This is a genomic window from Citrobacter sp. R4, assembly GCF_026719175.1.
Taxonomy (GTDB): Bacteria; Pseudomonadota; Gammaproteobacteria; order Enterobacterales; family Enterobacteriaceae; genus Citrobacter_A; species Citrobacter_A sedlakii.
This window is the reverse complement of sequence record NZ_JAPPSU010000003.1, coordinates 79,021-103,417: the sequence shown is the minus strand read 5'-3', so window position 1 is coordinate 103,417 and position 24,397 is coordinate 79,021. Positions and strand designations below refer to the sequence as shown.

The following is a 24,397-nucleotide window of genomic DNA, read 5'->3' as shown; positions in this document are numbered from 1 at the left end:
GCCTGACAACACGAGTAAAAAACGTCTCTTTTCCAGACAAAACCGGGAATTAATGTAAGGAAGATTGATCAATAAAAAATTGATCCTGGGCAAGCCCCTATTGGCTATACGGATTTCGTTACCGTTTCCCCTTACCAGACCGATCTTATTTAGTTACAAAACCCTGAACTAACCATTTTTTAACACCTTGATTCCTGCGTTAATGACAGTACAATCCGGCGGTTTTGGGACGTTTTGCGCAATTGCTTGCTGGAAAGGGTAAAAATGAAAAAAAGCGTAATAGTTGGACTGGCTGGAATGCTGTTCGTGTCCGCGACCGTGAATGCGATGAGTATCAGCGGCCAGGCGGGGGAAGATTACACCAATCTCGGTGTTGGATTTGGTACGGAGTCCAGCGGCCTGGCGCTAAGCGGTAACTGGATGCACAACGATGACGACGGCGACGCCGCAGGTCTGGGTCTGGGGTTAAATATTCCTCTTGGACCCATGCTGGCAACGGTCGGCGGCAAAGGCATTTATACCAATCCCAAGGATGGTGAAGAAGGTTACGCGGCGGCGGTCGGCGGCGGGCTGCAGTGGCCGATTGGCGACAGCTTCCGTCTGTTTGGCGAGTACTATTACTCACCGGACTCGCTGTCCAGTGGTATTGACAGCTACGAAGAAGCTAACGCTGGCGCACGCTGGACCCTTCTGCGTCCGCTGAGCATTGAAGCGGGCTATCGCTATCTGAATCTGGCGGGCAAAGACGGCAACCGCGACAACGCAATTGCTGACGGTCCGTATGTTGGGGTTAACGCCAGCTTCTAATCGCTTCGGCGCGGCGTCCTGCCGCGCCTGTTTTTTTCTCCTCCTCCTTCTTCATGCGTTATAGTGTTTGCATCATAAAAGCAGGAGAACACGATGTTACACGTGGAGATGCTATCCACCGGGGATGAAGTGTTGCATGGGCAAATTGTCGACACTAACGCCGCCTGGCTGGCCGATTTTTTCTTTAATCAGGGATTACCCTTAACGCGTCGCAACACGGTGGGCGACAATCTTGACGACCTGGTCGCCATTTTGCGCGAGCGCAGCCAGCACGCAGATGTTCTGATCGTCAATGGCGGGCTGGGCCCCACCAGCGATGATCTGAGCGCCCTGGCGGCGGCGACGGCAAAGGGGGAGGGGCTGGTGTTACATGAACCCTGGCTTGCTGAAATGGCGCGTTTTTTCCGCGAGCGCGGTCGGGCGATGGCGCCCAGCAACCGCAAACAGGCGGAGCTGCCGGCCAGCGCCGAGTTTATCAACAATCCGGTCGGGACCGCCTGTGGCTTTGCGGTTCAGTTGAATCGCTGCCTGATGTTTTTCACGCCGGGCGTGCCGTCTGAATTTAAGGTGATGATTGAGCACGAGATCCTGCCGCGCCTGCGTGAACGCTTCGCGCTGAGCGAAGCACCGCTGTGTCTGCGTCTGACGACCTTTGGACGTTCGGAAAGCGATCTTGCCCAAAGCCTTGACTCGCTGACGCTGCCGGAAGGTGTGACGCTGGGGTACCGTTCGTCAATGCCGATCATCGAGCTGAAGCTCACTGGCCCATACGCCCAGCGTGAAGCGATGCAAACCCTGTGGCAGGAGGTGAAGCGCGTTGCCGGACAAAGCCTGATCTTTGAAGGCACGGAAGGCCTGCCTGCGCAAATTGCCCGTGAACTGCAGAAAAGGCAGCTTAGCCTGACGCTCAGCGAGCAATACACCGCAGGGCTGGTGGCGTTGCAGCTTTCAAGGGCGGGCGCGCCGCTTCTGGCCAGTGAAGTGGTGCCTTCTCAGGAAGAAACGCTGGCGCAAACCGCGCACTGGACGAACGAGCGTCGCGGTAACCATTATGCCGGTCTGGCGCTGGCGGTATCCGGCCTGGAAAACGAACATCTTAATTTTGCCCTGGCCACGCCAGACGGCACCTGGGCGCTACGGGTTCATTTTAGCGTCACACGGCATAGCCTGCAGGTGCGTCAGGAAGTCTGCGCGATGATGGCGCTGAATATGCTGCGCCGCTGGCTTAACCATCAGGAGGTCGCGACAGAGCACGGCTGGATTGAGGTGGTCGAGTCGTTTACGCTGTGATCGCGCTGACTCGCTTGTAAAAAGTATCCGGCACACTGCCCGGTTGCGTTACGGCATACCGGGCCTGGGCGATAGCGCTTTTTAAGATGCCCACCGTGGCGTCAGTCGCCATCCGGCAATAAGCCGTCATGCTTGTCCAACCTGCTGTACTTCCGCCGAAAAAATCCGTGCGTTTATTCACATTTTTCCTCATTTTTTTTCCATTCTGCTGGAAGTGAGGCGCGATTTGATGTGCTTCACAAATTTCCCCCCGCGTACCGATCACACTGATTCCAGTATCTCAGACTGGAGTCCAGTATGTTGGAATCAAGTAAAGTGCCGGCGCTTACCCGCGCCATCGACATCCTTAATCTGATCGCGAGGATTGGCCCGTGCAGCGCGGCGACGATCATTGAGACGCTGAGCATTCCCAAGAGCACCGCGTATCTGCTGCTCAACGAACTGAAGCGCCAGCGGTTTATCAGCGTCGACCATCAGGAGAATTTTTGCCTGTGGACCAAACTGGTGGAGCTTTCCGGGCATGCGCTTAGCAAAATGGATCTGCGCGAACTGGCACGCCCGCGCCTGACACAGTTGATGGATGAAACCGGCATGCTCTGCCATTTGGGGATCATCGATCACGAGAGTGCTTACTACATCCTGAAAGTGGAATCTTCCTCCACCATCAGCGTTCGCTCCCACGAAGGTAAAAGCCTTTCGCTTTATCGTTCCGGTATCGGCAAATGTCTGCTGGCCTGGCAACCGGCGCCGGTGCGCAAAGCCATCATTGCGCAACTGGTATGGGAAAAGGCGACGCCGACGACCATTACCGACCCGCAACAGCTTAGCGACGAACTGGAGCGCATCCGCCAGCGCGGATGGAGCTTTGACAACGGTGAAGATTACCCGGACGTGCGTTGTGTCGCCGCGCCAGTTTTTAATGCCAACAATGAACCCGCCGCCGCCATTTCGGTGGTCGGCACCCGATTACAAATCAACGATGAGAACCGTGATTATCTGGCCGGGAAGGCGATTGCCTGCGCGAAGGATATTTCACGCCTTCTGGGATGGAAAAGTCCCTTCGATTCACTCGCATCATAAATGGAGAACATCATGACCCTACCTAAAATTAAACATGTTCGCGCCTGGTTTACCGGCGGCGCTACGGCTGAAAAAGGCGCTGGCGGCGGTGACTATCACGATCAGGGGGCCAATCACTGGATTGACGATCACATCGCCACGCCGATGAGTAAATATCGCGAGTACGAACAGTCGCGTCAGTCTTTCGGGATCAACGTACTGGGCACGCTGATTGTGGAAGTCGAAGCCGATAACGGCCAGACGGGCTTTGCCGTCTCCACGGCGGGCGAGATGGGCTGTTTTATCGTTGAAAAGCATCTCAATCGGTTTATCGAAGGGAAATGTGTCAGCGACATCAAACTGATACACGATCAAATGCTTGGCGCGACCATGTACTATTCCGGTTCCGGCGGTCTGGTCATGAACACGATTTCCTGCGTCGATCTGGCGTTGTGGGATCTGTTCGGTAAAGTCGTTGGCCTGCCGGTTTACAAACTGCTTGGCGGCGCAGTGCGGGACGAAATTCAGTTCTATGCCACTGGCGCCCGTCCGGATCTGGCGAAAGGGATGGGCTTTATCGGCGGGAAAATGCCGACCCACTGGGGGCCGCATGACGGCGATGCGGGGATCCGTAAAGATGCGGCAATGGTCGCCGATATGCGCGAGAAATGTGGCCCGGACTTCTGGCTGATGCTCGACTGCTGGATGAGCCAGGACGTGAACTATGCCACCAAACTGGCCCACGCCTGTGCGCCTTACAATCTGAAATGGATTGAAGAGTGTCTGCCGCCGCAGCAGTACGAAGGCTACCGCGAACTGAAGCGCAATGCGCCGGCGGGGATGATGGTCACCAGCGGTGAGCATCACGGCACTCTCCAGTCTTTCCGCACCTTGTCGGAAACCGGCATCGACATTATGCAGCCGGATGTGGGCTGGTGCGGCGGCCTGACCACGCTGGTCGAGATCGCCGCTATCGCCAAAGCGCGCGGACAACTGGTGGTGCCACACGGTTCCTCGGTCTATTCGCATCACGCGGTCATTACCTTCACGAATACGCCATTCAGCGAATTCCTGATGACCAGTCCGGACTGTTCAACGATGCGCCCGCAGTTTGACCCGATCCTCCTTGATGAGCCGGTGCCGGTGAACGGACGCATTCATAAATCTGTACTGGATAAGCCTGGATTTGGCGTCGAGCTTAACCGCGACTGCAACCTGAAACGCCCTTATAGCCACTAATGACCTGTGCGTTGCCGTTTATCCGGCAACGCCCTCCCTGTTGAGGATCTTGCTATGAGTACCACTTTGCTTGACCGCGTCGTAAAGAAAAACCGCGCGCGTTTGATCCCGTTCATGCTCACGCTGTACGTACTGGCGTTTCTGGATCGTTCGAATATAGGCTTCGCCAAAGAGACCTATCAAATTGATACCGGGCTAAGCAATGAAGCCTATGCGCTGGGGGCGGGGATTTTCTTCGTGGTCTACGCCTTTCTCGGGGTGCCTGCCAACCTGCTGATGCGCAAACTGGGGGCGAGAACCTGGATCGGCACCACCACGCTGCTGTGGGGCTTTCTCTCCGCGGCGATGGCGTGGGCGGATACAGAGGCGAAATTCCTGATTATTCGTACCCTGCTGGGGGCGGCGGAAGCCGGTTTCTTCCCCGGCATGATCTATCTGACCTCGCAGTGGTTCCCGCAGCGCACCCGCGCAAGCATTATGGGGCTGTTCTATATGGGCGCGCCGCTGGCGCTGACGCTGGGGTCGCCGCTTTCCGGCGCGCTGCTGGAAATGCACGGCTTCATGGGGCATCCGGGATGGTTCTGGATGTTCGTTATCGAAGGTTTACTGGCGGTTGGCGCAGGCGTGTTCACGTTTTTCTGGCTGGACGACACGCCGCAACAGGCACGTTTCCTGAGCGCAGAAGAAAAGGCCGCGCTGATAAGCCAACTGGCGAGCGAAGAAGAGAAGAAAGTCACGTCAAAACTCACCGATGCCCTGCGTAACGGACGCGTCTGGCAACTGGCGATCATTTACCTGACGATCCAGGTAGCGGTGTACGGCCTGATTTTCTTTCTGCCGACGCAGGTGGCGGCGTTGTTGGGCACCAAAGTGGGGTTCACCGCGTCGGTGGTCACCGCCATTCCGTGGGTCGCCGCGCTGTTTGGCACCTGGCTCATCCCGCGCTATTCCGACCGCACCGGCGATCGCCGAAACGTCGCCGCGCTGACGCTGTTAGCGGCTGGCATTGGTATTGGGCTTTCCGGGCTGGTTTCTCCGGTGCTGGCGATACTGGCGCTTTGCGTCGCGGCGGTGGGCTTTATTGCGGTACAACCGGTGTTCTGGACCATGCCGACGCAGCTGCTTTCGGGGACGGCGCTGGCGGCGGGGATCGGCTTTGTTAACCTGTTTGGCGCGGTAGGGGGATTTATCGCGCCGATCCTGCGCGTGAAGGCGGAAACGATGTTCGCCAGCGACGCGGCGGGTCTGCTGACTCTGGCCGGGGTCGCCATCATTGGCGCGTTAATCATCTTCACTCTGAGCGTGAACCGTGCCGCGTCGCAACCGGGTGCTGCGCATCAATAATTTTATCCACGTTGTAAGGATCATTATGAACGCATTGTTAGCAAACCCTTTTAAGGAAGGTTTACAAAAAGGGGAAGTGCAAATTGGGCTGTGGCTGAGTTCAACCACGTCTTATATGGCGGAAATTGCCGCGACCTCCGGTTATGACTGGCTGCTGATCGACGGTGAACACGCACCGAATACGGTGCAGGATCTGTATCATCAATTACAGGCTATCGCGCCGTATGCCAGCCAGCCGGTGATCCGGCCGGTTGAGGGAAGCAAAGCGCTGATTAAACAGGTGCTGGATATCGGTGCGCAAACGCTGCTAATCCCGATGGTCGATACCGCCGAACAGGCGCGTCAGGTGGTTGCCGCCACCCGTTACCCACCGCTTGGCGAGCGCGGCGTCGGCGCCAGCGTCGCGCGGGCGGCACGCTGGGGACGTATCGACAACTACATGGCGCAGGCCAACGAATCGCTGTGCCTGCTGGTACAGGTCGAAAGCAAAACGGCGCTCGACAATCTCGACGCTATTCTCGACGTGGACGGCATTGACGGCGTGTTTATTGGCCCGGCGGATCTCTCTGCGTCGCTGGGTTATCCGGATAACGCCGGACACCCGGACGTGCAGCGCATCATTCAGGAAAGCATTGCTCGCATACGCGCCGCCGGTAAAGCGGCAGGGTTCCTCGCGGTTGACCCGGCCATAGCGAAAAAATGCCTGCAGTGGGGGGCTAACTTCGTCGCCGTGGGCGTCGATACCATGCTTTATACCGAGGCGCTGGATCGCCGATTGGCGATGTTTAAAGCTGTCGGTTCAGCGACCCCGGTAAAAAGTAGCTACTGAGTAAACGTGCCGGATGGCGACGCTTCGCTTATCCGGCCTGCTTATGGCATCAGTGGTGGCTGGCTATGACATCATCAACAGAGATACCGGTGATGGTCAGCACCAAATCACGTTCGATCCCTTTCTCGATCATCATTCGCGCAATGCGCAGCGCCTCTTCTCTGGTGCCTGTTTGCTTACCTTCGTGTAATCCTTGTTCAAGCCCTTGCTGAAGGCCTTTTTGCAGCCCCTCCTGCAATCCATGACGGTGGCCTTCCTGCCGCAGTCGTTCTGCAATCGTCATCAGTCTCTCCTTATGATGGGGGGAACGTTCGGCGACCTCGCGGATAAACTCGCTAAAGCGCGTCGCATCGCCGTACTGCACCAGATAATTAAACAGCGTTTGCAGTTGGCTGTCATTAGCAATACCGGTAACTAACAGCGTCACCAGCCGGTCAACCAGACCCATCAGATCGCGATCCCGGATATGCTTTTGCATAAGCTCAAGCAGAGCAACGCGCTGGTGTTGCATGATTTCATCGTCAGGCACCACCGTTATGTCCACCAGCGGAAAGGCCTCCGTATAGAGCTGCCGCGCCAGCTGCGGATTATCAAATTCGTCCAGCCAGTTTAGCGACCAGGGATACGGACTTTGCACGCCGTGGTAAAACAGCATCGGGATCACCAGCGGCAGCGTTTTATGCCCGGCATCCAGATGATGTTGCATGGCGGCGGTGGCATAGCGCATGAGCCGAAAGGCCATATGCGGCACGGCAGTGCTCTGATGTTCAATGACGCAATAGATATAGCCTTCGCCTTCTTTTGTTTTCAGCGACCACACGACGTCAGAATAATATGCGCGGAGATCCTGTTCGATAAACGTGGTGGCTTCCAGCCTGAGCGTTGTTAAATCGCACATTTCGCGCAATGGCGCGGGAAGGTGGATAGTGAGAAAGTCCCGTGCCACTTCAGGACTGGAAATCAGCTTTTTAAACACCGCATCGTGCGGAGTGGATGTGGTTGAATGCGTCATGGTAGTCCGTCACCTTAACATTGTGTTGTCGTGACGTTACAGGCTGATGGCGCGGGTTGCATTAGTTGAATACAGGCTTTGCGCGGCGGGACGAGGGAAAGTTGCTTGCGGTTGCAACGCATACAGTTTTATGGAAAGAATCACGCAAAAATGCCGGATGCAATCCGGCATGGATGTGATGTTCAGGCTCTGTGTTTTGCGCCGTCAGGTAAGTGCGTTAGCCGAGCGCCTGCGCTAACAGCGTTATCGGATGTTCGCAGCGTTTGCTGGTGGACATCTCAATTTGCCATTTGCAGGTTTCGCAGTCGGTGACCACCAGATCGGCGCCGCTCTCTTCAATCTGCTTAAACAGCGGCGCGCCAATGGACTGCGAGGTGGGGTAGTTCTCTTTCTTAAAGCCATAGGTTCCGGCGATTCCGCAGCACTGAGAGTCCAGCACCGTTAGCTCCAGACCCGGTATCCGGCGCAGCAGTTCAAGGGTATACAGCGTCCAGCCCATTTTTTCCATGTGGCACGGCGTGTGATAAACCACTTTCAGCGGCAGCGTTTTCAACGGCAACGTTTTGCCTTCATCAAGCCTGCGCCACAGCCAGCGGGTCGCCAGTTCGATGTGCTCTCGCAGACCGCGGTTGTCGACATCCAGCACTTCCGGATACTCGTCGCGCAGGGCGAAGGTACAGGTGGAGGAGGTGGCGATAACGGGGATGCCTTTTACCGCAATCGCTTCGCGCAGCGATTCGACGTTCGTCACCGCCTGCTTACGCGCTTTGTCGGTAAAACCGTTGGCGATAAGCGGTACCCCGCAACACTTCTCTTTGCTCAACAACTGGACGCCGGTGCCCATGGCGTTCAGCACCTTAATTAAGTCCTTTCCGAGTTGCGGATGGTTGTAATTGACAAAACAACCATGAAAGAAGGCGACCTGATCCTTATACTGCGCCTGCTGCTGCGCCACGCTGCGATACCAGCGACGGAAGGTGCCAAACGAGTATTTGGGCAGGGTGCGACGATGGTCGATTTTTAGCGCGTAATCAAGCAACTGGCGCACCGGTTTTAGCGATGTTGCGGTATTCACCACCGGGGCGAACGGCGTGGAGACGCTTCCCATCAGATCCGTATGGCTGAGGATGAAGTTGCGTAGCGACGGGCGCGAAGTGTCATATTTTGCCCGCGCGCGCTGAATGATATCGCCAATCTTCACATCAGACGGACACGCCACTTCGCAGCGCTTGCAGTTAATGCAATATTTCAGCGCCTCATCGTATAGCGCACCGTCTTTCAGACGCAGACGCTCGCCGTCGGGTCCGGCCTGTTTGGGGCCGGGATAACCGGGATTGACGCGGCTGACCGGACAGGCGGTGGTGCACACTGTGCACTTGATGCAACTTTCAAAACGGGTATCGCTCATTGCTCACCTCCTGCACGTTTTGCGATCTCATGGGCGGCGTGTAAGGCGGTGACGGCGCAGACGCCGCCGCCGCATCCCTGGGTTATCGGGTCGAATCCGCCGAGCACCGAACCAATGGCAAACAGGTTTTCTACCGTTTGCCCGGCCAGCGATGGACGTAACGCTGCGTCGGTGGTGACGCCAAACTGCTGCCAGGGTTGGGCGTCAAAGAAATCTTGTCGGTACCACCCGGCACGGTTGGCCGTTTGCTGAACATCCAGTCCAAGAATCGGTTCGCGAATGCCCTGACGGTCAGCCACCAGCCCACTGCTGAAGAAGCTGCCGCTGGCCAGTACCGCGAAGCGCGGACGGAGTGGAATATCAGCATGATTGCGGGTCCAGATTTCGCTCACCGCGCCGTTTTTGCAGGTCACTTTCTTCACTTCATCGCCTGGCATCCAGATCCCGCCCTGACGTACGAACTGGCGCTGAAGCTGATTATGCAGACGAATGCCCAGCACAGACGGCGGCAGGGTCGGCAGTAGCGTCAGCGGACACGGCAGGCGCGCGTTGAGCCAGCGCCAGAGGCGCTCATCCGCGAGGCCAAAGCAGGCGGGCATCATCACCATCTCGCAGCTTTTCGCCACGGGTAACAGCGCGTCGAACAGCAGCGGCCATTTGTCTTCGTTGTCAAGAAAACGCGCAATGTTCACCGCGCGAAACTCCGTGGCGTTGTCGCGTAGCACGTCCAGTTCGGGCAGGTCGATCTCCGCCGTGTCGACCGTCAAACCGGCCTGCTGCAGAGAGGCGGCGGCAAGATGCGCCTGAAAATCGAGCAGACCGGTGATACCGACTACGCACAAGTGTTTTGCGGTAAGCGGCCAGACCGGAATTTCCGGCGCGCTAAGCCAGGTCGTCCGCAGCGTGCCCAGCGGGGTGACGCGCTGATGCGATTGCCTTACGTCGCCCTGCATCTGCGCGCCGGATGCCTGCAGCACTGCCTGTGCTTGCTGTGCAAGCTGTAGCACATGTTCTGTTCCCAGTTGTGAATAAGGGTGGGCAGGTGCCTGTTTTTGCAGTGCGTCCAGACCGGCAGCGATATCCGTTACCGGTTGTCCATCCGGTAATGCGCTGAGCAGATCCAGCGAACCGGAGGAGAAGTGCAGCGCGCTTTGCCCGCGGGTGACGATCGCACAGCGCTGGCCATGTTTTTGCAACTGCAAACCGCAGAGGAGTCCGGCCAGACCGCCGCCCATAATGACTGTATCAAATCTCATCGCGCGGCTCCTTTTCCAGACCACATAAGCCCTGGTATACCCAGCGGGTGAATTCGCTTTCGCGCAGCGCGTCGCCCCAGGCGATAGGCTGCACGCCTTTCCAGCGTTCATTTAAGAAATCAGAGAGTTGGCTGATGGATTGTGTGGCGGTGGTGATATTAAAACGTTGCAGCAATCCGGCGGCACGGCAGGCGCACAGCTCACCCTGGCAGGTGCCCATGCCTACGCGGGTACGGCGGCGCAGGTCAAGCAGGCTGTTCACGTTTAAATTTTCCACCGCGTACTGGACTTCGCCAGCGGTGACGGCTTCACATTCGCAAACCACGCTGCGATGCTGACGTCCCTGGCTTAACCACGCCGGCGTGCGATCGCCGTGGCGATAAACGGCGGAGCCGCGCAGCGGCGCGGGCAGGGAGATCACGCGTTTAAGGGTGGTTTCTGTCGGTTCGTGCGAACCAGGCAGCGGCGTGTCGGCGGTCATGCAGGGGCGAGTATTACCCAGTTTGCGACAGACCGCATCGGTGGCCCACTCCGCCATCAGGCGGTAGGTCATCAGTTTGCCGCCGGTAATGGTGATAAATCCGTCCAGACCATCGCGTTCCGCATGGTCGAACAGCACAATACCGCGGCTGACGTTGCGTCCGCTCGGATCGTCGTCGCTGGCGACCAGCGGCCTTACTCCGGAGTATGCACGCAGGATACGGGTCTTCGCCATCACGGGCGCCAGTTTTTCCCCTTCACGCAGCAGAATATCCACTTCCTCGGCGGTGACGCGGTTGCTGTCGATATCGTTGTAATCAATGTGGGTTGAGGTTGTGCCAATGAGTGAAATGGTGTCGCCCGGCACCAGAATATCGGCATCGGACGGCTTACGGCAGCGGTTTATCACATGCTGATTAATACGGTGATCCAGAATCAGCAGCGATCCTTTCGCCGGGAACATGCGGATGCTCAGGTCGGCGTATTCCGCGATTCGTTGCCCCCAGATCCCGGCGGCATTGACCACCACTGGCGCATGCAGCGTCTGCGTTTCGCCAGTCAGCGCATTGCGGACATGCACGCCGCTGACCGTTGCCCCTTCGCGGATCAGGCCGGTCACTTCATGAGCGGTCAGAATCACTGCGCCATGCTCCTTCGCATCAAGCATATTCGCCGCCGTGAGGCGGAACGGATCGACCGTGCCGTCAGGGACTTTTACCGCGCCAGTCAGCTGTGGATTGACTGAGGGTTCAATTATGCGCGCCTGCTGCGGATCGATCGCCTCTGCGCGGATCCCGGCCTCTTCGCAGGCGCGAATAAACGTGGCCTGGAATGCGAGGTCGTCTTCGGGCAGGGTAATAAACAGACCGTCCGTCGGTTCAACGCAGTGACGGGCGATACGTTTTAAAATCTGGTTTTCGCTGATGCACTCGCGGGCGGACTCTGCGTCAGTGACCGCATAGCGCGCGCCGCTGTGCAGCAGACCGTGGTTGCGCCCGGTCGCGCCGGTGGCGATGTCGTGGCGTTCAACTAACATAACGCGCAGGCCGCGTAGCGCGCAGTCACGAGCAATACCGGCCCCCGTGGCGCCTCCACCAATGATAATCACGTCAGCAGTTTGCGAGTCGCGAGTTTTCATTGTTTTCCCTCACAGTTCGTTTTTTATCATTTAGCCACATAAAACGCATGGTTTGTTTGATTTCGCGCATATTCGCTCATGATTCGAAAATGAAACGTGATTTCGTGCGCCTTTCTGAACATTTGTCATAAAACTGTAACAATATGTGCTGTAATTCACATTAACCGCATGTATCTTTACTTAACATCGCGGCCACACTGGAAGCAGCGGGGTTGTTTGTACGAACTGCGGTGTTGACCACTTATAAAGAGACGGGCCACGGAGGCTACATTATGTTGAGTATTTTTAAACCAGCCGCGCATAAAGCGCGCTTGCCGCAAGCGGAGATTGATCCGACCTATCGTCGGCTCCGTTGGCAGATTTTCCTGGGGATATTCTTTGGCTATGCCGCGTATTACCTGGTGCGCAAGAACTTCGCGCTGGCCATGCCGTATCTGGTGGAGCAAGGGTTTTCGCGCGGCGATCTCGGTTTTGCGCTGTCAGGGATTTCCATCGCTTACGGATTTTCGAAATTCATCATGGGGTCGGTGTCCGACCGCTCGAATCCGCGCGTTTTCCTTCCCGCCGGTCTGATTCTCGCGGCGGCGGTTATGCTGTTCATGGGCTTTGTGCCGTGGGCGACATCGAGCATTGCCATTATGTTTGTCCTGTTGTTCCTGTGTGGCTGGTTCCAGGGGATGGGGTGGCCGCCGTGTGGTCGTACTATGGTGCACTGGTGGTCGCAGAAAGAGCGCGGCGGTATCGTGTCGGTATGGAACTGCGCGCATAACGTCGGCGGCGGGATCCCTCCACTGCTGTTCCTGCTTGGTATGGCATGGTTTAACGACTGGAAAGCCGCGCTGTATATGCCTGCGTTTGGCGCAATCATCGTTGCGCTCTTTGCTTTCGCCATGATGCGCGACACGCCGCAGTCCTGCGGCCTGCCGCCGATCGAAGAGTACAAAAACGATTATCCGGACGACTACAACGAAAAAGCGGAAGAAGAGCTGACCGCGAAGCAGATTTTCATGCAGTACGTGTTGCCGAACAAACTGTTGTGGTACATCGCTATCGCTAACGTCTTTGTTTATCTGCTGCGCTACGGCATCCTCGACTGGTCGCCGACCTATCTGAAGGAAGTGAAGCATTTTGCGCTGGATAAATCGTCCTGGGCTTATTTCTTGTATGAATATGCAGGCATTCCGGGCACCCTGCTGTGCGGTTGGATGTCGGATAAAGTGTTCCGCGGCAACCGTGGCGCCACCGGCGTATTCTTTATGACCCTGGTGACCATTGCGACCATCGTCTACTGGATGAACCCGGCGGGCAACCCGACTGTCGACATGATTTGCATGATCGTCATCGGCTTCCTGATTTACGGTCCGGTTATGTTGATTGGTCTGCATGCGCTGGAACTGGCGCCGAAAAAAGCGGCAGGGACTGCGGCAGGCTTTACCGGTCTGTTTGGCTACCTCGGCGGTTCTGTGGCGGCGAGCGCGATAGTGGGTTACACCGTTGACTTCTTCGGCTGGGACGGCGGCTTCATGGTGATGATTGGCGGCAGCATTCTGGCGGTGATCCTGCTGGTTATCGTCATGTTCGGCGAGAAACGCCATCACCAGGAGATGATGCTGAAACGCAACGGAGGCTAATGTAATGAAAACGACGTTTAAGAACCTGAGCCTGGCGCTGATGATGAGCGGGATGGTGCTGGGAAGCAGCGCGCTGGCTGCCAGCGATAACGACAAAGTGGTGATTGCGCACCGCGGCGCAAGCGGCTATCTGCCGGAGCATACGCTGCCTGCGAAGGCGATGGCCTACGCCCAGGGAGCGGATTACCTGGAGCAGGATCTGGTGATGACGAAGGACGACCGGCTGGTCGTCCTCCATGACCACTATCTTGATCGCGTCACTGATGTCGCTGAGCGCTTCCCGGATCGCGCGCGGAAAGACGGACGCTATTACGCTATCGACTTCACCCTTGAGGAGATCAAATCCCTGAAGTTTACCGAAGGGTTCGACCTGGAAAACGGCAAGAAGGTGCAAACCTATCCGGGCCGTTTCCCGATGGGAAAATCGGATTTCCGCGTGCATACTTTTGAAGAAGAGATCGAGTTTGTGCAGGGGCTGAATCACTCTACCGGCAAAAACATCGGCATCTATCCGGAAATTAAAGCGCCGTGGTTCCACCATCAGGAAGGAAAGGACATTGCGGCAACCACGCTGGACGTGCTGAAAAAGTACGGCTACAGCGGCAAGCAGGATAAGGTTTATCTGCAAAGTTTTGACGTCGCGGAACTCAAGCGCATCAAAAACGAGCTGGAGCCAAAGATGGGGATGGATCTCAACCTGGTGCAGCTCATTGCGTATACCGACTGGAATGAGACTCAGGAAAAACAGCCGGACGGAAAATGGGTGAACTACAGCTATGACTGGATGTTCAAGCCCGGGGCGATGAAGCAGATTGCCGAATACGCCGATGGCATTGGCCCTGACTATCATATGCTGATTGATGAGACGTCGAAAAAAGACAACATCATCCTGACCGACATGGTGAAAGACGCGCACCAGAATAAGATGACGGTTCATCCTTATACGGTACGCGCGGATCAACTGCCGGACTACGCCGCGAATGTCGACCAGCTTTATGACATTCTTTACAACCAGGCGGGTGTTGATGGGCTGTTTACTGATTTCCCCGATAAAGCGGTAGTGTTCCTGCGTAAAGAGTAAACCGCGCCGTATCAACCTTACCACTGCACCCAAAAGCGGTTTTTCGCGCACCCGGGTGCAGTTTTTATTTATACCCTCCTGGCCGCGCAGCCGAGCGTGAAGTCCGCAACCGAACATCACCTTCTCAAGTATTTCTTATGTAAGCGATCTATATTTCCTGTCTAAATCGTTTTCCACGTGACTATAACGGATGGTGAAAGATGGCGCAGGACGTTCTACAGTCAACCTTTTATGACTGGTGGGCCACGGAAGGGGATTGGGTGGAAGAACCTAACTCCCGACGCAAAGGCATGAGCGGAGTACAGTGTATTGAGCGGGACGGAACCCGGCTGTACGTGAAGCGGATGACACAACATCTATTTTACTCGCTGCGTTATCCGTGGGGGCGCCCGACGATTGTGCGTGAAATCGCGGTGATCAAAGAACTGGCGCGTGCTGGCGTTATCGTACCGAAAATCGTATATGGCGACGCGATGAAAGTTAACGGCGAGTGGCGCGCGTTACTTGTTACTGAGGACATGAGCGGCTTTGTCAGCATTGCCGACTGGTATCACCAGCACGCGCTAACGCCCTATCCTGATGATCTGCGGCAGGACATGCTCAAAGCCGTGGCGCTGGCCTTCAAAAAGATGCATGCCGTGAACCGTCAGCACGGTTGTTGCTATGTACGTCACATCTACGTAAAAACGGAAGGTGAAGTGGAAGCCGGATTTCTCGATCTGGAAAAAAGCCGTCGCCGCTTTCGTCGGCGTAAAGCCGCGCAGCACGACTTTTCCCAGTTAGAGAAAAACCTGCACCCGATTCCGCAAGCGGACTGGGAGGCGGTTAAAGCGTATTATGCCGCGCTGTAATACGCGTTACATCTCAATCTCAATATCGCCTTTTGCCCTGCAACAGCAGGGTAAAATTTCGTCAGGCTGCACAAAGGCCAGCGGTTCGGTGAGCCAGTCAACCTGACCGGCGACCAGACGGATGCGACACGAGCCGCAGTAGCCTTCGCGGCACTGATATTCCACTTCCACGTTATGCGATTCAAGCGCGGCGAGCAGGGAAGGGTGCTCATCCTGGCACAGCAGCTGTGTGCCAGTGATGCGCAGCGTAACGCGTCCCATCAGAGCTGGAAATTGCTCAGATCGTCGGTATCGACTTCAGAGTCGATCTGACCGACCAGGTAAGAACTGACTTCCACTTCCTGCGGCGCGACCTGCACGTTGTCCGACACCAGCCAGGTGTTGATCCACGGGATCGGGTTGGAGCGCGTCTGGAAGGGGAGATCAAGGCCAACCGCCTGCATGCGGATGTTGGTGATATATTCCACGTACTGGCAAAGAATGTCTTTGTTCAGACCGATCATTGAGCCGTCGCGGAACAGATAATCTGCCCACTCTTTTTCCTGCTGCGCCGCCTGGACAAACAGGTCATAGCACTCTTGCTTGCACTCTTCGGCAATCTCCGCCATTTCCGGATCGTCGCTGCCGGAACGCAGCAGGTTCAGCATGTGCTGAGTGCCGGTCAGGTGCAGCGCTTCGTCGCGGGCAATCAGGCGAATGATTTTGGCGTTACCTTCCATCAGTTCGCGCTCGGCGAAGGCGAACGAGCAGGCAAAGCTGACGTAGAAGCGAATGGCTTCCAGCGCGTTAACGCTCATCAGGCACAGGTACAGCTTTTTCTTCAGTTCACGCAGGTTCACGGTGACGGTTTTGCCATTTACCGTGTGCGTGCCTTCGCCCAGCAGATGCCAGTAGCTGGTCATCTCAATCAGTTCGTCATAATAGCTGGCGATGCCTTCAGCGCGTTTCTGAATTTGCTCGTTGGTCACGATATCGTCAAACACCACCGCCGGATCGTTGACGATATTACGAATGATATGGGTGTAAGAGCGGGAGTGAATTGTTTCTGAAAACGCCCAGGTTTCGACCCAGGTCTCCAGCTCCGGAATAGAGATCAGCGGCAGCAGCGCCACGTTCGGGCTGCGTCCCTGAATGGAGTCCAGTAGCGTCTGATACTTCAGATTGCTGATAAAAATGTGTTTTTCATGCTCCGGCAGCGCCTGGTAATCGATGCGGTCGCGTGAAACGTCCACTTCTTCCGGACGCCAGAAGAAGGAGAGCTGTTTTTCAATCAGTTTTTCGAAGATGTCATATTTTTGCTGATCGTAACGCGCAACGTTCACCGGCTGGCCGAAAAACATCGGTTCCAGCAACTGGTCATTTTTCGTCTGTGAAAAAGTGGTGTATGCCATTGAAGTGAGTCCTTTGTGGGATGAGCGCCGGATAGGGGCAAGCACCGTATCCGGCCTACAAACCGTGCAATCGTAGGCCGGGTAAGCGTAGCGCCACCCGGCATCTTTCATCAGATCTTACATGCGCCGCTTTCGCAGCCATCGTCCTGAATGGATGGCACCAGATCGTCCTGGGCATCTTCCGCACCATCGCGGGTGTTCTGATAATACAGCGTCTTGACGCCGAATTTATAGGCGGTGAGCAGGTCTTTCAGCAACTGCTGCATCGGTACTTTTCCTGACGGGAAGCGTGTCGGGTCATAGTTGGTGTTAGCCGAAATCGACTGATCGATAAATTTCTGCATGATGCCAACTAACTGCAGATACCCATCGTTACCCGGCATTTCCCACAGCAGTTCGTAGGCCTTGCCCAGATGCTCATAGTCCGGTACCACCTGACGCAGAATGCCGTCCTTCGACGCTTTAATGCTGACGTAACCGCGCGGCGGCTCAATACCGTTGGTCGCGTTCGAGATCTGTGAAGAGGTCTCGGACGGCATCAGCGCAGAGAGCGTGGAGTTACGCAGGCCGTGGGTCTTGATGGATTCACGCAACGCTTCCCAGTCGTGATGCAGCGGCTCGTTGGCAATCGCGTCGAGGTCTTTCTTATAAGTATCGATCGGCAGAATGCCCTGCGCATAGGTGGTCTCGTTAAACCACGGGCAGGCGCCTTGCTCGATCGCCAGTTCGTTAGAGGCTTTCAGCAGATAGTACTGGATCGCTTCAAACGTTTTGTGCGTCAGGTTGTTGGCGCTGCCGTAGGAGTAGCGAACGCCGTGTTTCGCCAGATAGTAGGCGAAGTTAATGACGCCGATGCCCAGCGTACGGCGACCCATGGCGCCACGTTTCGCGGCCGGGATAGGGTAGTCCTGGTAATCCAGCAGCGCGTCGAGGGCGCGAACCGCCAGCACCGCCAGCTCTTCCAGTTCGTCAAGGCTGTTGATCGCGCCGAGGTTAAACGCAGACAGCGTACACAGCGCGATTTCGCCGTTTTCGTCGTTAACGTCCATCAGCGGCTTGGTGGGCAGGGCGATTTCCAGGCACAGGTTGGACTGACGTACCGGCGCGACCTGCGGGTCGAACGGGCTATGGGTGTTGCAATGGTCAACGTTCTGAATGTAGATACGGCCCGTGGACGCACGTTCCTGCATCATCAAAGAGAACAGATCTACCGCTTTTACGCGCTGTTTACGGATACTGTCGTCTTTTTCGTATTTGGTATACAGACGTTCGAACTCATCCTGATCGGCGAAGAACGCGTCATACAGGCCCGGGACGTCAGACGGGCTGAACAGGGTGATCTCTTCCCCTTTCAGCAGGCGGGTGTACATCAGTTTGTTGATCTGTACGCCATAGTCCATGTGACGCACGCGGTTGCCTTCCACGCCGCGGTTGTTTTTCAGCACCAGCAGGCTTTCGACTTCCAGATGCCACATCGGGTAGAACAAGGTTGCTGCGCCGCCGCGCACGCCGCCCTGCGAGCAGGATTTCACCGCCGTCTGGAAGTGTTTGTAGAATGGGATGCAGCCGGTGTGGAACGCTTCGCCGCCGCGAATCGGGCTGCCCAGCGCGCGGATGCGACCGGCGTTGATGCCGATACCGGCGCGCTGGGAGACGTATTTCACGATGGCGCTGGAGGTCGCGTTAATCGAGTCCAGGCTGTCGCCGCACTCGATCAGCACGCAAGAGCTGAACTGGCGCGTCGGGGTACGCACGCCGGACATAATTGGCGTCGGCAGGGAAATCTTGAACGTAGAAACGGCATCGTAAAAACGCTTAACGTAATCGAGACGGGTTTCACGCGGATAGTTCGAGAACAGGCAGGCGGCCACCAGAATATACAGGAACTGGGCGCTCTCGTAGATCTCGCCGGTGACGCGGTTCTGCACCAGGTATTTGCCTTCCAACTGTTTCACGGCAGCATAGGAGAAGGTCATATCGCGATCGTGCACGATGAACGAATCCATCTGCTTGAACTCTTCTTCCGTGTAGTCTTCCAGCAGATGATTGTCGTATTTGCCCATCTCAACCATTTTCACCACATGGTCGTACAGCGCGGGCGGCTCGAACTCGCCGTAAGCTTTTTTACGCAGATGGAAAATCGCCAGGCGAGCGGCCAGGTACTGGTAGTCCGGCGCGTCGCGGGAGATCAGATCGGCGGCGGCTTTGATGATCGTTTCATGGATATCGGATGTCTTGATACCGTCATAAAACTGGATGTGGGAGCGCAGTTCGACCTGAGAAATCGAGACGTTGTTCAGTCCTTCTGCCGCCCAATCCAGAACCCGATGGATTTTGTCGAGATTGATGCGCTCTGTACTACCATCACGCTTTGTCACCAGCAGACTCTGATTCATGTGGTTTTTACCTGTCCGTGAAAGAAAAAATATCCCCCGCATTATCCACAGCGCCACCTTGTGACTAACTCTGTGGATAAATACTATATGTAGGGGGTGGGTGTTAAAGTAAACGCTATATGGTGAGTATTCTAGTAGGGAATCTTTTCAGTACAAGAGTTGATTTTAAGGTTAAATTGAGGTTGCAAAAGGGTAAGAAAGGCTAAGTGCGCGTCTTATAAGGCCTGGCGGGGATGTCAATAATTCATAAAAAAAATAGATAATTTGATCGAGTGCTGATTTCTTCAACGAAGGTGAAGAAAGTTCTTATGACCTGGCACAATTTTTTCAGATTTTTATTTTTTCCGCAGGCCGGACAGGACGCCGTAGCGTCTCATCCGGCGACGGGATTACTCAGCTTTAGCCGTGGTGTGCACCATGTAGTTGACGTCAACGCCCGGGCCCAGCTTGAAGCTATTGGTGAGCGGGTTATAGTGCAGGCCGGTGATATGGCGTTCTTTCAGGGTTGTCTCGTCCACCCAGCCTAACAGCTCGGCGGGCTTGATAAATTTTTTCACATCATGCGTGCCCTTGGGCACCATTCGCAGAATGTATTCTGCGCCGACGACCGCCATCAGCCAGGATTTACCGTTACGGTTAATCGTCGAGAAAAAGACTTCGCCGCCGGGTTTGACTAACTGTGCGCAGGCGCGAACCACCGACTGCGGATCCGGGACATGCTCCAGCATCTCCATGCAGGTCACCACATCATACTGTCCGGCATGCTTCGCCGCGTGTTCCTCCACGGTTTCCTGCACGTAATCGACGTGAATACCGCTTTCCAGCGCATGCAGTTTTGCCACCTGCAGCGGCTCGAAGCCCATATCCAGCCCGGTAACGCTGGCGCCTTCGCGGGCCATACTTTCAGCCAGAATGCCGCCGCCGCAGCCGACGTCGAGCACCTTTTTCCCAAACAGACCCCCGGAACGCTCCGCGATGTAACCGAGGCGCAGCGGGTTAATGCGGTGCAGCGGCTTAAATTCGCCTTCCAGATCCCACCAGCGCGACGCGACTGCTTCAAATTTGGCAATTTCTTCGTGGTCAACGTTCTGGTTTACCGGCTGTTTTTCGGCATTCATCGGGGCTATTACTCCTTATTTGGCATGACGAATGAGTATATCAGGCATTCACGCTGAATAAAGCGCAGATCCCGGTCATACAGCAGGTCGCGGCCAGCTTAAGTATTTAGGGGATAGGTTTACCTCAATCAGCGCGGTTGTGTTATAATTTGCGACCTTTGAATCCGGGATACAGTAGAGGGATAGCGGTTAGATGAGCGACCTTGCGAGAGAAATTACACCGGTCAACATTGAGGAGGAGCTGAAAAGCTCTTATCTGGATTACGCGATGTCGGTCATTGTTGGCCGTGCGCTGCCGGATGTCCGAGATGGCCTGAAGCCGGTACACCGTCGCGTACTTTACGCCATGAACGTATTGGGCAATGACTGGAATAAAGCCTATAAAAAATCTGCCCGTGTCGTTGGTGACGTAATCGGTAAATACCATCCTCACGGCGATTCCGCGGTGTATGACACCATTGTTCGTATGGCGCAGCCGTTTTCGCTGCGCTATATGCTGGTGGATGGTCAGGGTAACTTCGGTTCTATCGACGGCGACTCTGCTGCGGCGATGCGTTATACGGAAATCCGTCTGGCGAAGATTGCCCATGAACTGATGGCCGATCTGGAAAAAGAGACGGTAGATTTCGTTGATAACTATGACGGCACGGAGAAAATCCCTGACGTTATGCCAACGAAGATCCCGAACCTGCTGGTAAACGGTTCGTCCGGTATCGCGGTAGGTATGGCGACCAACATCCCGCCGCACAACCTGACGGAAGTGATCAACGGTTGCCTGGCGTATATCGACGATGAAGACATCAGCATTGAAGGGCTGATGGAACACATCCCGGGTCCGGACTTCCCGACTGCGGCGATCATTAATGGTCGTCGCGGCATTGAAGAAGCCTACCGTACCGGTCGCGGCAAAGTGTACATTCGCGCGCGCGCCGAAGTGGAAGCGGACGCGAAAACCGGTCGCGAAACCATTATCGTTCATGAAATCCCGTACCAGGTGAACAAAGCGCGCCTGATCGAGAAAATCGCTGAGCTGGTAAAAGATAAGCGCGTTGAAGGCATCAGCGCACTGCGTGACGAGTCCGATAAAGACGGTATGCGCATTGTGATTGAAGTGAAACGCGATGCGGTTGGGGAAGTGGTTCTGAACAACCTCTATTCCCAGACGCAGCTGCAGGTCTCCTTCGGTATTAACATGGTGGCGTTGCACCACGGCCAGCCGAAGATCATGAACCTGAAAGATATCATTTCCGCGTTCGTGCGCCATCGCCGTGAAGTTGTGACTCGCCGTACCATTTTCGAACTGCGTAAAGCCCGCGATCGCGCGCATATCCTTGAAGCGTTGGCGATTGCGCTGGCGAACATCGATCCGATCATTGAACTGATCCGCCGCGCGCCGACTCCGGCAGAAGCGAAAGCCGCGCTGATCGCGCGTCCGTGGGATCTGGGCAACGTGGCGGCGATGCTGGAGCGTGCGGGCGATGACGCTGCGCGTCCGGAATGGCTGGAACCGGAATTCGGTGTGCGTGATGGTCAGTACTATCTGACTGAACAGCAGGCGCAGGCGATTCTGGATCTGCGCTTGCAGAAGCTGACCGGTCTTGAGCATGAAAAACTGCTCGATGAGTACAAAGAGCTGCTGGAGCAGATCGCTGAACTGCTGCATATTCTGGGCAGCGCCGATCGTCTGATGGAAGTGATCCGCGAGGAGCTGGAGCTGATCCGCGATCAGTTCGGCGATGCGCGTCGTACCGAAATCACCGCCAACAGCGCGGACATCAACATCGAAGACCTGATCAACCAGGAAGACGTTGTGGTGACTCTGTCGCACCAGGGTTACGTGAAGTATCAGCCGTTGACCGACTACGAAGCCCAGCGCCGTGGCGGAAAAGGCAAATCAGCGGCACGCATTAAAGAAGAAGACTTTATCGACCGCCTGCTGGTGGCCAACACCCACGACACCATCCTCTGCTTCTCCAGCCGTGGACGCCTGTACTGGATGAAAGTTTACCAGTTACCGGAAGCGAGTCGCGGCGCGCGTGGTCGTCCGATCGTTAACCTGCTGCCGTTAGAAGCTGATGAACGTATCACCGCTATCCTGCCGGTACGCGAGTACGAAGAGGGCGTGAACGTCTTTATGGCGACCGCCAGCGGTACGGTGAAGAAAACCGCGCTGACCGAGTTCAGCCGCCCGCGTTCCGCCGGTATCATTGCGGTGAACCTGAACGAGGGCGACGAGCTGATTGGCGTCGATCTGACCTCTGGCTCCGATGAAGTCATGCTGTTCTCTGCCGCCGGTAAAGTGGTGCGCTTTAAAGAGGACGCCGTCCGTGCGATGGGCCGTACCGCGACCGGCGTGCGCGGCATCAAGCTGGCGGGCGAAGACAAGGTGGTTTCGCTGATTATTCCTCGTGGCGAAGGCGCGATCCTGACCGTGACGCAAAACGGTTACGGTAAGCGTACCGCGGCGGACGAATATCCGACCAAGTCACGTGCGACACAGGGTGTTATCTCTATCAAAGTGACCGAGCGCAACGGTTCCGTTGTTGGCGCGGTGCAGGTAGACGATTGTGACCAGATCATGATGATTACCGATGCCGGTACGCTGGTGCGTACCCGCGTGTCGGAAATCAGCGTGGTGGGTCGTAACACCCAGGGCGTGATCCTCATCCGTACTGCGGAAGATGAAAACGTCGTGGGCCTGCAGCGTGTTGCTGAACCGGTGGATGACGAAGAGCTGGATTCTATCGACGGCAGCGTCGCGGAAGGGGATGATGACATCGCTCCGGAAGCGGAAACCGACGACGATGCGGCGGATGACGCAGACGAGTAATTGACTCACCGCTGAGTGCGAAGGGCCGGATATTCTCCGGCCCTTTTTATTTAGTTCATCCTTTCCACGATCATGGCAATTCCCTGCCCGCCGCCAATACACAGCGTCGCCAGTCCCAGCGTTTTATCTCTCGCTGAAAGCGCGTGCAGTAACGTCACCAGGATACGTGCGCCGCTGGCGCCGATAGGATGACCCAGCGCAATCGCGCCGCCGTTGACGTTGACTTTTTGCGGATCAAACCCCAGCGTTTTACCGACCGCTAAAAATTGCGCGGCAAAGGCTTCATTCGCTTCAATCAAGTCAATATCTGACAGCGCTAGTCCACATTGCTGTAACGCTTTTTGGGTGGCGGGAACGGGGCCCATCCCCATTAACGCGGGTGCGACGCCGCCGCTGGCATAGGCTTTGATCCGCGCCAGCGGCTTAAGCCCTGCCGCCAGCGCCGCCGATTCGTCCATGACGATAAGCGCCGCCGCGCCGTCGTTGATCCCAGAAGCATTACCGGCCGTTACCGTACCCGCCTTGTCGAAGGCGGGACGCAGCGCGGCCAGACCTTCCGCCGTACAGTCCGCTTTAGGAAATTCGTCGCGTTCCACCACCGCTGTTTTCTTCCGCGACGTGACGCTAACAGGGACGATTTCAGCCTCGAACGCGCCGGCGTTAATCGCGGCAACCGCCTTCTGCTGAGAGAGCAGCGCCAGTTCGTCCTGCATTTCGCGGCTGATGCCATATTCGCGGGCCACGTTTTCCGCCGTAATTCCCATGTGATAGCCGTGCGTGGCGCAAAGTAAGCCATCGCGCAGGATCACGTCAGAAAGCTGGCCGTCGCCGAGGCGATAACCCCAGCGGGCCTTTGCATCCAGGAGATACGGCGCCTGGCTCATGTTTTCCATTCCCCCTGCGATAATCGCCTGAGCCTGCCCGGCCTGAATCGCCTGAGCAGCAAGCGCGACGCTCTTAAGGCCTGAGCCGCAAACCTTGTTGACGGTAAAGCCGCAAACCGTTTCATTTAGCCCCGCTTTTAGCAGTGCCTGACGGGCCGGGTTTTGCCCGAGACCAGCCTGCAACACGTTCCCCATAATCACTTCATCCACGCGAGTAGGATCAAGCTGTGCGCGTTCCAGGGCTGCTTTAATGACTGTCGCCCCCAGTTCGATTGCGCTGGTAGTGGCCAGCGCGCCATTGAAGCTGCCGATAGCGGTACGTGCTGCGCTGACGATGACACAATTTTTCATCT

At 56.2% G+C, this 24,397-nt stretch carries 20 protein-coding genes; 10 read left to right on the top strand and 10 right to left on the bottom strand.

The annotated features are described in order from the left end of the window. The first annotated feature begins 264 nt into the window (after positions 1–264). Positions 265–807 (top strand): YfaZ family protein, encoded by a 543-nt coding sequence (locus OOJ60_RS09185; RefSeq protein ID WP_042290635.1) that lies wholly within the window; start codon positions 265–267, stop codon positions 805–807. A 93-nt stretch (positions 808–900) separates the two neighbouring features. After that, the gene (locus OOJ60_RS09180) at positions 901–2,097 is read left to right on the top strand and encodes a nicotinamide mononucleotide deamidase-related protein YfaY (RefSeq protein WP_205612448.1); all 1,197 of its coding nucleotides are present in this window, start codon (positions 901–903) and stop codon (positions 2,095–2,097) included. Here the strand turns inward: OOJ60_RS09180 and OOJ60_RS09175 are convergent. After that, the gene (locus OOJ60_RS09175) at positions 2,087–2,362 is read right to left on the bottom strand and encodes a hypothetical protein (RefSeq protein WP_042290628.1); all 276 of its coding nucleotides are present in this window, start codon (positions 2,360–2,362) and stop codon (positions 2,087–2,089) included. The two genes, OOJ60_RS09180 and OOJ60_RS09175, sit on opposite strands and share 11 nt — an antisense overlap. Before the next feature lie 32 nt (positions 2,363–2,394). On the opposite strand from OOJ60_RS09175, the gene OOJ60_RS09170 reads away from it, so the two are divergent. From OOJ60_RS09170 to yfaU, 4 genes are read left to right on the top strand one after another with little or no spacing between them, the layout of a single operon-like run. Continuing rightward, positions 2,395–3,177, top strand: coding sequence for an IclR family transcriptional regulator (locus tag OOJ60_RS09170; protein WP_205612447.1), 783 nt, complete (start codon positions 2,395–2,397; stop codon positions 3,175–3,177). A gap of 12 nt (positions 3,178–3,189) precedes the next feature. Next, positions 3,190–4,395: an L-rhamnonate dehydratase gene (gene rhmD, locus OOJ60_RS09165; protein ID WP_060570160.1), complete on the top strand. Its 1,206-nt coding sequence runs from the start codon at positions 3,190–3,192 to the stop codon at positions 4,393–4,395. Positions 4,396–4,449: 54 nt separating this feature from the next. Beyond that, positions 4,450–5,739, top strand: a complete 1,290-nt coding sequence (locus OOJ60_RS09160; RefSeq protein ID WP_042290623.1) for an MFS transporter — start codon at positions 4,450–4,452, stop codon at positions 5,737–5,739. 25 nt (positions 5,740–5,764) lie between these two features. Further along, entirely contained in the window at positions 5,765–6,568 is an 804-nt protein-coding gene (gene yfaU / locus OOJ60_RS09155; RefSeq protein WP_205612446.1) for a 2-keto-3-deoxy-L-rhamnonate aldolase, read from the top strand. A gap of 49 nt (positions 6,569–6,617) precedes the next feature. Here the strand turns inward: yfaU and OOJ60_RS09150 are convergent, their stop codons facing one another. The 4 genes from OOJ60_RS09150 to glpA all read right to left on the bottom strand — a co-directional run bounded on the left by OOJ60_RS09150 (position 6,618) and on the right by glpA (position 11,862). Further along, a complete protein-coding gene (locus OOJ60_RS09150) occupies positions 6,618–7,580 on the bottom strand; it encodes an Rpn family recombination-promoting nuclease/putative transposase (protein ID WP_205612445.1) in 963 nt (320 codons plus the stop codon). 217 nt (positions 7,581–7,797) lie between these two features. After that, positions 7,798–8,988 carry an anaerobic glycerol-3-phosphate dehydrogenase subunit GlpC gene (glpC, locus tag OOJ60_RS09145; RefSeq protein WP_181822844.1) on the bottom strand — a complete coding sequence of 397 codons (1,191 nt, stop codon included), beginning with the start codon at positions 8,986–8,988 and terminating at the stop codon, positions 7,798–7,800. Then, entirely contained in the window at positions 8,985–10,244 is a 1,260-nt protein-coding gene (gene glpB / locus OOJ60_RS09140; protein ID WP_060570124.1) for a glycerol-3-phosphate dehydrogenase subunit GlpB, read from the bottom strand. The genes glpC and glpB overlap by 4 nt, the downstream gene beginning before the upstream one ends. After that, entirely contained in the window at positions 10,234–11,862 is a 1,629-nt protein-coding gene (gene glpA / locus OOJ60_RS09135) for an anaerobic glycerol-3-phosphate dehydrogenase subunit A (protein ID WP_181822846.1), read from the bottom strand. Before glpA ends, glpB begins: the two co-directional genes overlap by 11 nt. Positions 11,863–12,134: 272 nt before the next feature. Between glpA and glpT the strand changes: the two genes are divergently transcribed. The 3 genes from glpT to inaA all read left to right on the top strand — a co-directional run bounded on the left by glpT (position 12,135) and on the right by inaA (position 15,425). Beyond that, a complete protein-coding gene (gene glpT / locus OOJ60_RS09130; RefSeq protein WP_042290613.1) occupies positions 12,135–13,493 on the top strand; it encodes a glycerol-3-phosphate transporter in 1,359 nt (452 codons plus the stop codon). 4 nt (positions 13,494–13,497) lie between these two features. Further along, the gene (gene glpQ, locus OOJ60_RS09125) at positions 13,498–14,574 is read left to right on the top strand and encodes a glycerophosphodiester phosphodiesterase (protein WP_205612444.1); all 1,077 of its coding nucleotides are present in this window, start codon (positions 13,498–13,500) and stop codon (positions 14,572–14,574) included. Between the two features lie 200 nt (positions 14,575–14,774). Further along, positions 14,775–15,425 (top strand): lipopolysaccharide kinase InaA, encoded by a 651-nt coding sequence (gene inaA, locus OOJ60_RS09120; protein ID WP_060570127.1) that lies wholly within the window; start codon positions 14,775–14,777, stop codon positions 15,423–15,425. Between the two features lie 6 nt (positions 15,426–15,431). On the opposite strand, the gene yfaE is transcribed toward inaA, so the two are convergent. The 4 genes from yfaE to ubiG form a co-directional block, all read right to left on the bottom strand. Then, the gene (yfaE, locus tag OOJ60_RS09115) at positions 15,432–15,686 is read right to left on the bottom strand and encodes a class I ribonucleotide reductase maintenance protein YfaE (RefSeq protein WP_042290605.1); all 255 of its coding nucleotides are present in this window, start codon (positions 15,684–15,686) and stop codon (positions 15,432–15,434) included. Then, the gene (nrdB, locus tag OOJ60_RS09110) at positions 15,686–16,816 is read right to left on the bottom strand and encodes a class Ia ribonucleoside-diphosphate reductase subunit beta (RefSeq protein ID WP_042290603.1); all 1,131 of its coding nucleotides are present in this window, start codon (positions 16,814–16,816) and stop codon (positions 15,686–15,688) included. Before nrdB ends, yfaE begins: the two co-directional genes overlap by 1 nt. A 110-nt stretch (positions 16,817–16,926) precedes the next feature. Continuing rightward, positions 16,927–19,212 (bottom strand): class 1a ribonucleoside-diphosphate reductase subunit alpha, encoded by a 2,286-nt coding sequence (gene nrdA / locus OOJ60_RS09105; RefSeq protein WP_205612443.1) that lies wholly within the window; start codon positions 19,210–19,212, stop codon positions 16,927–16,929. Positions 19,213–19,601: 389 nt separating this feature from the next. Then, positions 19,602–20,330: a bifunctional 2-polyprenyl-6-hydroxyphenol methylase/3-demethylubiquinol 3-O-methyltransferase UbiG gene (gene ubiG, locus OOJ60_RS09100; RefSeq protein ID WP_205612442.1), complete on the bottom strand. Its 729-nt coding sequence runs from the start codon at positions 20,328–20,330 to the stop codon at positions 19,602–19,604. 193 nt (positions 20,331–20,523) lie between these two features. Between ubiG and gyrA the strand changes: the two genes are divergently transcribed. Beyond that, a complete protein-coding gene (gene gyrA / locus OOJ60_RS09095; protein WP_042290596.1) occupies positions 20,524–23,160 on the top strand; it encodes a DNA topoisomerase (ATP-hydrolyzing) subunit A in 2,637 nt (878 codons plus the stop codon). A 50-nt stretch (positions 23,161–23,210) separates the two neighbouring features. Here the strand turns inward: gyrA and OOJ60_RS09090 are convergent, their stop codons facing one another. Further along, positions 23,211–24,395, bottom strand: a complete 1,185-nt coding sequence (locus tag OOJ60_RS09090) for an acetyl-CoA C-acetyltransferase (protein WP_205612441.1) — start codon at positions 24,393–24,395, stop codon at positions 23,211–23,213. Positions 24,396–24,397 lie beyond the last annotated feature (2 nt).